Source organism: Devosia sp., assembly GCF_040509215.1.
In the GTDB taxonomy this organism is placed as follows: Bacteria; Pseudomonadota; Alphaproteobacteria; order Rhizobiales; family Devosiaceae; genus Devosia.
Map to the genome: position 1 here is coordinate 1 of NZ_JBEVLL010000225.1, position 9,708 is coordinate 9,708.

At 63.5% G+C, this 9,708-nt stretch carries 8 protein-coding genes; 4 read left to right on the forward strand and 4 right to left on the reverse strand.

Going from position 1 to position 9,708, the window contains the following annotated elements:
* Positions 1–24: 24 nt before the first annotated feature.
* Both ABW043_RS12550 and ABW043_RS12555 read right to left on the reverse strand, forming a co-directional pair.
* Positions 25–1,467, reverse strand: coding sequence for an NHL repeat-containing protein (locus ABW043_RS12550; protein WP_353921546.1), 1,443 nt, complete (start codon positions 1,465–1,467; stop codon positions 25–27).
* Positions 1,468–1,565: 98 nt separating this feature from the next.
* Positions 1,566–2,828: an imelysin family protein gene (locus ABW043_RS12555; protein WP_353921547.1), complete on the reverse strand. Its 1,263-nt coding sequence runs from the start codon at positions 2,826–2,828 to the stop codon at positions 1,566–1,568.
* A 153-nt stretch (positions 2,829–2,981) separates the two neighbouring features.
* On the opposite strand from ABW043_RS12555, the gene ABW043_RS12560 reads away from it, so the two are divergent.
* The 4 genes from ABW043_RS12560 to ABW043_RS12575 are packed head-to-tail and all read left to right on the forward strand — an operon-like array spanning position 2,982 to position 7,279.
* Positions 2,982–3,647, forward strand: coding sequence for a Fe2+-dependent dioxygenase (locus ABW043_RS12560; RefSeq protein WP_353921548.1), 666 nt, complete (start codon positions 2,982–2,984; stop codon positions 3,645–3,647).
* 12 nt (positions 3,648–3,659) lie between these two features.
* On the forward strand, positions 3,660–4,655 hold the full coding sequence (locus tag ABW043_RS12565) for an iron ABC transporter substrate-binding protein (protein ID WP_353921549.1): 996 nt from the start codon (positions 3,660–3,662) through the stop codon (positions 4,653–4,655).
* A 48-nt stretch (positions 4,656–4,703) separates the two neighbouring features.
* The gene (locus ABW043_RS12570) at positions 4,704–6,245 is read left to right on the forward strand and encodes an ABC transporter permease (protein WP_353921550.1); all 1,542 of its coding nucleotides are present in this window, start codon (positions 4,704–4,706) and stop codon (positions 6,243–6,245) included.
* The gene (locus tag ABW043_RS12575) at positions 6,242–7,279 is read left to right on the forward strand and encodes an ABC transporter ATP-binding protein (protein ID WP_353921551.1); all 1,038 of its coding nucleotides are present in this window, start codon (positions 6,242–6,244) and stop codon (positions 7,277–7,279) included. The genes ABW043_RS12570 and ABW043_RS12575 overlap by 4 nt, the downstream gene beginning before the upstream one ends.
* Here the strand turns inward: ABW043_RS12575 and ABW043_RS12580 are convergent.
* Together ABW043_RS12580 and ABW043_RS12585 are read right to left on the reverse strand one after the other, a co-directional pair.
* Entirely contained in the window at positions 7,268–7,915 is a 648-nt protein-coding gene (locus ABW043_RS12580) for a hypothetical protein (protein WP_353921552.1), read from the reverse strand. The genes ABW043_RS12575 and ABW043_RS12580 overlap by 12 nt on opposite strands.
* A 112-nt stretch (positions 7,916–8,027) precedes the next feature.
* Positions 8,028–9,708, reverse strand: a 1,681-nt coding sequence (locus ABW043_RS12585) for a PAS domain S-box protein (RefSeq protein WP_353921553.1), incomplete at its 5' end; no start/stop codon positions are given.

Consider the following 9,708-nt stretch of genomic DNA (forward strand, 5'->3'; position numbering starts at 1 on the left):
CCATTCCAGCAGATTTGTATCGGCCTATTCCTGCAGGTCGAGGATCACGAGGCGGGCGCCACCGGCATTGTTGTTGGTGGTGAGAGCCACTTGCTTGCCATCGGGCGACACGGCCGCGCCGAAGAACTGGGCGGACACGGTGTCATTCGGCAGGGCAAGAATGCCGTCTTCGCTGACAGTGGTATCGAGCTTGCCGGCGCTGTCGAGCACGACGGCAGACGGGATGCCGCCAAAGTAGCCGACATGGAGGGTACGGTCATTGGGCAGGCCGACGAGGAGACGGCCGCGTTCTTCGGCCGACTTGAGGCCGGTCAGGCCTTCGGACTGCACCACGGCCGAGCCATTGCTGCCCCAGGTGGTGTCGAGTTCCTTGCCCTTGACGCGGAAGGAAACGAGGTCAGGCGCTTCGGTGGTCTTGAAGCCGAGCGTCGAGGGCGTGGCTTCAGCAGTCGCGCCGCCATAGCCGGTCGTCACCCAGCTACCATCGGAGAGCTGAACGGCTGCATAGCCTTCGGCAAAGCCGCCATCGGCCACCAGCGGGTTGAAGATGGCAATGCCGGGCGTTGCTGCCAGACCCACGGCTTCAGCCGAGGATTGCGGGGAGACGAAGCCACCAAAGTCCTCGTCGAGCGAGCCATCCGGATTGAGATGGATGAGGATGATGTGGTTGCGCAGCGTTTCGCCGAGATTGGTGTAGCCGGCGCTCAGGATCGAACCGTCTTCGCCAAGCGTGATGCGGCGGCCGCCTTCGTTAAAAGTCTGGGCCGACTGATAGGTGAAGGGCTTGCCGCCATTGAAGGAGGCGTCAACCGAGCCATCGGCAGCCAGGAGGCGAACCACATAGCGGTCGGCATCGGTGCGGCCCGAGCCTTCGGCAGCCGAGCCGTGACCGGCGACCACGAGCTTTTCTTCCCCGCTCGAATTGTCGACCTTGAGGTCCCAGGCCGTGTCCTGCGGCGGGTTCTCGACGCCGGGGAAGGCGTCGTTATTGTCATTGGCCCAGCCGAAGACGACTTCGAGCGCGCCGGTTTCGCCGCCCCAGGCGTCGCCGGTCACCTGCTTGCCGGTGGCGTCAAAGCGCACGAGATAGACCGAGATGCCACCGTCTTCTTCGGTTGCATTGATCGCGGCAACCACATCGCCATTGGCGAGCGGGGCCACGGCAAGCGACTGCTCGATCGTGCCGCCAGGCAGGTCGACTTCGGCAAAGCCATCTTCGCTGAAAGCGGTGTCCGGCGTGCCATCGGCATTGAAGCGCCCGACGATCACGTGCGAGGCCGGATTGGTTTCGGCGCTCGGATTGCCGATGTGGCCAGAGACGTAGATCTTGCCGTCGGCGCCATAGGCGAGGCCGCGGAAATCGTTGGCCTTGTCTGTGGTGAAGTCGACCGACGAAGTGATGTCCTGCGCCATGGCGGTACTGGCCATCAGGGCGGTGCCGAGGATGATGAGGCTACGGGTAAGCATTGAAGTCCTCCTTTTTGACCGGGACGGCGATCTGGCGCATCCGGGCCTATGCTTTCTCCGGCGGGCCATTGCCCGACGGTCGAAATCTGTTCCGACGGCTACATGCCGGGTACGACGACGAGCACGCCAAGCTGGTTGCCGGCCTGGCGCAAATCGCGCGCCAGATCGGTCAGGGCGCGGGCGGCTTCTTCGCCGGCGGCGCGTTCCGGACTGCCCGAACCGGGAGCGAGGAACCGGTCATAGGGTGCGTCCATCGCGCTGAGAGCTTGGGTTGCGCGGTCAAAGCCGGCGTCTATCTTGTTCGCCAGTTCGGCATTGGTTGCCTTGACCAGCGCATCGAGCCCGCTATCGAAATAGACCGCCCGCGCGCCGGCAAAGGAGGCGGCGTTGTCGACCTCGGACGTGTCGCTGAATGGCGAGGGCTGAAAATTCTTGTTGGCCGGAAAGAGTGCGGCACCGATGCGGCGCAGCGGGATTTCGTAGCCGATCAGCACCGTCATGCCGTTGAAGGCGCGGCCCAGCGCATTGCGCTGGTCCATGCTTTCGACCGAGGCGCGATAATTGTTGCCGACATCGGGCGCCCAGGCGGCGACAAGCGCGCCTGTGTCATTGACGAAAAGCCGGGTCACGGAAGCAAGGTATTCACTGCGACGCACGCCGGATTCGCCTTCAAAGGCGGAAGCCGGCAGTACGCCATCCGTGCCCCAAAGCAGGTATTCGGCAACATGCAGACCGGTCGTGATGTTGACCGTTGGCTCGACCGTGTTGAGCCGGGCAATTGCGCGGAAGTTAAGCGACTGGGCAGTGTCCGCCAGAATGGCATCGATAACAGCAGGATCGACCGGCCAGCCATTGAGGCGCGGCAGCGGTCCACCCGGCGCATCGGCTGAAATAGTGGGAATGTCCACCGGCCCGGCATAGAACTGGTAGGCCTCGGTCTTGAGATAGGCTTCGCGCGCCGTGAGCCAGGCGGCGCGGGCAGCGGCCAGGGTCTCGTCCGTGGGCGCAGCCTGCAGGGCCGCTACAGCGTCATTAAGCGCCTGGGCCGCCGCATTGGTCGCGGCATAGGTGTCATGGACCAAGGCTGCATAGGCCGAAACCTGGCTCTTCGCATCGTAAGCAAATGCAGTCGTATCATTGGTCGCAAGGCGAAACTCGGTGATCGTCCCAAGCACGGCGCCGCCGCCTTCGCCCGGCCCGCCTTCACCGGCCGCTTCTGCCTGGGCGACGAGCACGCGCGGTCGCGTCGGCTGCATGGCAGAGGGCTGCTGGACTTCGGATTCGAGGCCGGGATTTTGCCGCGCAATTGCGGGAGAATTTGCACCCGCGCCGCCCACCAGCAATGCGGTGCCCAGACCCATCCAAATCCGCGTGCGACGCTCCACGAGAAACCCTCCAGGCCTGTTCTTCGCGGCTTGCGGACCGCCGGTCCAAGGGGTAGATAAACTGACAGTTAGTGTCAACTATGTAACTGACACTGAATGTCAACTTTTGGCTGCGAGGGGAACAGCGGCATGATCCTGTGTATCGGCGACGTGCTTGATCGCGACGCTCTGGCGGATCTGCGGGGGACGGTTGCATCGGGCGTTTTCGTCGATGGTGTGCTGAGCTCGGGCTGGGCGTCGCGGCTGGTCAAGAACAATGAGCAGCTCGGGGCAGGGCCAGCGCTTGCCGCCGCGCAGGACAAGGTCATCGCAGCCCTGAAGGCCAATCCGGTCTTTACCGGAGCCGTGCTGCCGCGCCGCTTCGCGCCGCCGCTTTTTGCGCGCTACGAGCCGGGCATGGAATTCGGCACCCATATGGACAATCCCCTGATGGGTCCGGACCATATGCGGGCCGATATCTCGGTGACGATTTTCCTCGTTGAACCCGACACCTATGATGGGGGCGAACTGGTGATGGAAACGACGGGCGGAGAGGCGGCTTACAAACTCGCCGCCGGTTCGGCCATTGTCTATCCGACCACGGTTCTGCATCGCGTCGAACCGGTCACACGCGGCCGCCGCGAAGTGGCGGTAACCTGGGCGCAGAGCCTCGTCCGACGCGCCGACGAACGCGAAATCCTCTTTGATCTCGACCGCGTCGCCCGCTCCATTTTCGAGCGCGATGGCAAGTCCGAGGAATTCGAACTGATCAACAAAAGCAGCGCCAATCTCAAGCGCCTCTGGGTAGAATCGTAAGGGAACAATTGCATGACCAGGACTTTTCTCGCCACGCTCGCACTGACGCTGACCTTTGCCGCTCCGGCGCTGGCGCAGGACAATGGCCTGACGGTCTATACCTCGCAGCATCAGGCCCTGACGCAGGAATGGGCTGATGCCTTCACCGCCAAGACCGGCATTCCGGTGGCGATCCGCAAGGGCACCGACGTGCTGATGGCCAATCAGATCGTCCAGGAAGGGCTCAATTCGCCGGCCGATATTTTCCTCACCGAAAATTCCCCGGCGATGATGATGGTCCAGGATGCCGACCTCTTCCTGCCGGTCGCGCCGGAGACCCTCGCCAACACGCCCGAGCAGTTCCGTCCGGAGAGCGGCATGTGGACCGGCATTGCCGCCCGCACGACCATGCTGGTCTACAATACCGAGATGATCAGCGAAGATGAGCTGCCAGTCTCCATGCTCGACCTCGCCAATCCCGAATGGCAGGGCCGCTGGGGCGCGGCGCCGGCCGGTGCCGATTTCCAGGCCATCGTGTCAGCGCTGCTCGAACTGCGCGGCACCGAAGAAACCGCCAATTGGCTGGTTGGACTGAAGCAGAACGCGCTGCCCTATCGCGGCAATTTCGAAGCCATGCGCGGCGCCAATGTCGGGGAAGTGGCGGCGGCGCTGATCTATAATTACTACTATTTCGGGGATCAGGCCGGCACGGGCGAAAGCTCGAACAAGCTCAAGGTGCATTACTTCGCCAACAAGGACCCGGGCGCCTTCGTCTCGGTCTCGGGCGGCGGCGTACTGAAAGCCTCAGACAATCCGGAAGCCGCGCAGCAGTTCCTCGCCTTCGTCACCGGACCCGAGGGCCAGGCGATCCTCCGCGATGGGCACAGCTATGAATATGCCATTGCCAGCGGCATCGAGCCCAATCCGGCGCTGCCCCCGCTTTCGACCATCGACAGCCCCGACATCGATCCGTCGCTGCTCAATGCGCAGGAAGTGGTGCAGTTGATGACCGCCGCAGGGGTGATCTGACACCCCATGCACCAGGCATTGCCGAGTAAGGGCCGCGCTGGCGTGCCAATGCGCCTTTATCGGCATCGCCGCCGCGGGGCGTCACCCTTCGTGCTCGCCGCCGCGATCGCGGTCGCGGCGCTTTCGCTGCTTCCCGTCGGCTTCGTTCTTGTCGTCCTGTTCCAGTCTGGCTGGGATACGGCGAGCGCACTGCTGTTTCGCCCGCGCATCGGCGAATTGCTCATCAACACCATGCTGCTCGAAGTCCTCGCCGTGCCGCTCAGCATTGCGCTGGCGCTGGCCTTGGCCTGGCTGACCGAGCGCAGCGATCTCAAATGGCGCGCGCTGTGGCGCTGGCTTGCCGTAGCGCCATTGGCCATTCCGGCCTTCGTCCAGGCCTATGCCTGGGACAGTGCCATTCCCGTACTCCGTGGCCTTTGGCCAGCGGTTCTCGTATCCGTCCTTGCCTATTTCCCACTGGTCTACCTGCCGGTCATCGCCCAATTGCGTCGGCTCGATCCGGCCATGGAGGACGTGGCAGCAACGCTCGGCACCAGGCCTCTCGCGGTTTTCCTGCGCGTCGTGCTGCCGCAATTGCGACTGGCCATCTCGGGCGGTGCACTCTTGATCGCGCTGCACCTTCTGTCCGAATACGGGCTCTATGTGCTCATCCGCTACGACACGCTGACCGTCGCTATCGTCAGCCAGTTTCAGGCGGTTTATGACGGCCCGGCGGCCAATCTGATGGGCATCGTGCTCGTCTTTCTTGCCGTGATCTTCCTTGCAGCCGAAGCCTGGCTGCGGGGCGAAAGGCGCTATGCCCGCGTCGGCGGCGGCGCGGCGCGACAGGTCGCTCTCGTCAAATTGGGCATCTGGTGGCCGCTTTTCATGGCGCTACCCCTTCTCGTCACGGTGCTCGCTATCGGGCTGCCCGTCGTGACGCTGCTCCGCTGGCTTCTTATCGGTGGCATCGAATCCTGGCATCTGCCCCAGCTTGTCTCCGCAACCTGGCAAACGGCCGGCTATGCCCTGGCCGGAGCGGTCACGGTCTGCATCATGGCCTTGCCCATCGCCTGGCTCGCGGCCCGCGCGCCCGGACCCGTGCAGAAGACGCTAGAGAACATCCACTTCCAAGTCGGCGCGCTGCCCGGCGTCATCGTCGCCCTGGCCTTGGTCGCTGTCACCGTTCGCGTGGCGCTACCGCTCTACCAGACCATCGCGACGCTGCTTCTGGCCTACGTGCTGCTTTACCTGCCGCGTGCCATCGTTTCGGTGCGCGCCAGCCTCGCGCAGGTGCCCATCGAACTCGAACGCGCCGCCACGGCCTTGGGCCGCCCGCCGCTGGTGGCCGTCGTCGGCGTCACCCTGCGCCTCGCCTTTCCCGGCATTGCCGCCGGCATGGCGCTGGTCGCCATGGGCATCACCACCGAACTCACCGCGACATTGATGCTGAGCCCCATCGGCACCGAAACGCTCGCCACCCAGTTCTGGGCCCGCACCGGCGAATTCGACCATGTCGGGGCCGCCCCCTTCGCCCTTGCCATGGTGGTGCTATCCCTGCCGCTCTGTATCATCCTTCATAGCCAGGCCACCGGAGCCCGTTCGTCTTGACCGTTCTTCACATCGCTAATCTCGGCAAGACTTACGGCACGACGACTGCGCTTGCCGGCATAAACCTCGATGTCGCCATGGGCTCCCGCACCGTGATCGTCGGCCCATCCGGCTCGGGCAAGACGACCCTGCTGCGCCTGATCGCCGGCTTCGAAACCCCGGATGAAGGCAAGATCGAGCTCAATGGCGAATTGATCGCGGACCCAGAGGTCGGCGTCCCAGCTCATCGGCGCAATATCGGCCTTGTCATGCAGGAAGGCGCGCTCTTTCCGCATCTGAGTGTGCTCGACAATATCTGTTTCGGTATCCGCTCCGAGGCCGATGCCTCGGCACGCGCCTTGGCCCTGATGGACCTGACCGAACTCGACCGCAGCATGGCGCAACGCCAGCCGCACCAATTGTCGGGCGGCCAGCAGCAGCGCGTAGCACTGGCTCGCGCCCTGGCGCGCCAACCCCGCCTCATGCTGCTCGACGAGCCATTTTCAGCGCTCGATGCCGGCCTCCGCGAACAGATGCGCGACGCCACGGCGCAAATCCTGGCGCAAGCCGGCGTCGCGACCGTGCTGGTCACGCATGACCGCGACGAAGCCATGGGTTTTGCCGACCAATTGGTGATCCTGCGTGATGGCAGGCTGGTCCAGGCCGGCAGCCCAAAAGCCCTTTATCGTCGGCCAATCGACGCGACGACCGCAGCGTTTCTGGGCGCAGCCATCATCCTGCCGGCCGACTTTTCCGGCAGGGTAGCCGAATGCGCCCTGGGCGCGCTTCCTCTTCCCGAGGATGACACCGCAGAGGGCACTGGAACCGTGCTCATTCGCCCCGAGCAGGTCACCATCGGCCCCGCGCCCAACTCGACCGAATGGAAGGTCGCGTCGGTGCTCGATCGCGGAAATAAAAGCACCGTCACGATCGAACGGCTCTATCGTGGACAGATGGCGACGATCAGCTTCGACCACGTCTCGGCGCAGGTGCTGGAGGCCGGTCAGGCGGTACAGGTTTCCGTGACCGGAACCGTCCACCCGTTAAGAGGCTGAGGCCGAACTCGCCGACGTACCCTGCTTTGCCTGAAGCATGCGATCAAAGGCATTCCGCACGGCCAGCGACAGGTTGAAAAAGACCAGGCTCACCGGATCGGTCTTTTCCTGCAGGCCCTGCTCATGCGGCGGAAAGCCAAGCCCATCAAGACTGAGCACCACGCCACGGTTGAAATAGGCGCGCGCCTCAAAATCCAGCAGCCCCGTCGAAAGCGTCTGGCCGTTTTCGATTTCGATCAGGATGTCTCCCTGGCGCGACCTGCCGGGCGAGTAGAGATCTGGCCGCGCAAAGAGATAGGCATGCGCGTCATAAAGGCCTGACGCTTCTTCGACATCGGGAAAATTGGCGAGATTGCCGTTCTGGCCGAGATTGTAGTGTTCCACCAGCATGGCCGCCAGCCGCGCGGCCACCAGAAGCTCAAGCCCCGCCTGATGGATGCCACTGATCACCGCGGCATGGCTCAGGCCGTCGCTGCAAAAGAGGCGATGCCCGCCGCGCCCTGGTACTTCCTTGAGCGGCTCGGGCGCGACGCCCCTTGCCAGCAACAGGGAAAACTCGCGCGGCGACAGAGCCGCAGCGAGAGCAACATCGCGTGTCGTAAAGAGGCCGGGTGGCGGAGTGCTGGGGCGAGCCAATCTTGAACCCTGGAATGATCCAGCGCTTCTATCCCATATGCTCCCGCCACAAAACCCCATCGCGTGGAGGCGCACGAGCTCTTTATCGGTGATGGACTGTCTCAGGTGGCCATCAAGCGAAACTGGGATCCATCACCCGGGCAATCGATTTGGCGAGGCGCGCCTGATCGAACGGCTTGCCCAAGCGCTCCACATGTCGCCCCGGCAGCTCCACGCCTTCGCCATAGCCGCTGGCGATGATGGCAGGAACGCCAGGCCGATCTTCGTCGATGGCCTCAATCAATTGCGTGCCGGTCATATTGGGCATCGCCTGATCGGTAATGATCAGGTCGATATCGCTACGGGCGCGGAATTTCTTCAGCGCGTCGCCGCCCGAATAGGCTTCAATCACTTCGTGGCCGAGATCTTCCAGCAAGGCAGCCGTGTTCATCAACACCAGCGCGTCGTCGTCAGCCACCAAAACGGTGAGCCGGGGAATAGGCGATTGGACTGCCTCATTCTGCGGCGAGGCGGGGCGGGACGCTTCAGCTTCGGCAATCGGCAGCCAGAGAATGGCTTTGGTGCCTTCGCCCATTTTGCTTTCGATTTCGAAGTCGCCGCCCAATTGCCTCGCCATGCCATGCACCATCGGCAGGCCCAGACCCGTGCCCTTGCCAACGCCCTTGGTCGTAAAGAATGGCTCCGTCGCACGCCGCAGGGTCTCGGCGTCCATCCCGCTGCCTTTGTCCCCGACCACCAAACGAATGTAGTCGCCCTTCGCCAGAGCTGACCCGGTGCCTTTGTCGACGTGCTGGCGATCCGCGGAGATGGTGATTGGGCCACCACCCGGCGTCGCATCGCGAGCGTTGACGATGAGATTGAGGAGGGCCATTTCAAGCTGATTTGCGTCGGCGCGCACTGCCGGCAGTTTCAGGGGGAATTGGGTGGAGATCGGCCATTCCGGCCCAATCGACCTTTGCACCAGGTCGCTCATCCCGGCGAGCAGATTGGCAACGTCGACCTGATCGAGATGGAGGTCCTGACGTCGCGCAAAAGCCAGCATCCGCTGGGTCAGCGTGGCGCCGCGCTTGGCGCCCTCGATGGCATTGTCGAGCAGTCGTTGCGACAGCGGGTCCGACGGTAGCCGCTTTTGCAGGAGATCGAGACTGCTCAACACTGCCATCAGCAGATTGTTGAAGTCATGAGCCACGCCACCGGTCAACTGGCCGATGGCTTCCATTTTCTGAGACTGGAACAGGGCTTCGCGCGCAGCTTCCAGCTCGCGCTGGGCCTGCTCGCGCTCGGTGATATCGCGCGTAATCTTGGCAAAGCCGATGGGTCGGCCGTGGTCGTCGCGGATGGCGTCGATCACCACGCTGGCGCGGAAAAGCTCGCCATTCTTGCGCACCCGCCAGCCCTCCGCACTGAAGCGGCCATCTCGCCGTGCGGCCTCGAGGGCTTTCTCCGGCTCTCCGCTGATGCGGTCCTCTTCCCGGTAGAAACGCGAGAAGTGTTCGCCCATGATTTCTTCGGGCTCATAGCCCTTGATCCGGCGCGCGCCCTCGTTCCAGCTCGAGACGTGGCCCTCAAGGTCGATCATGTAGATCGCATAGTCCGTGACGCCCTGAACCAGGTGGCGGAACTGCTCCTGGCTCTCGCTCAGCGCCTGCTCCACCTGCCGCCGTTCGGTGACATCCCGACCATAGGCAAAGACCAGACCGTCCTCGAGCGTCGTGTGCCACTCGATGCGGTGGTAGGTCCCATCGAGCGCGAGAAAGCGATTTTCGTAGTTGAACAGTTCTTCATTGCCCAGG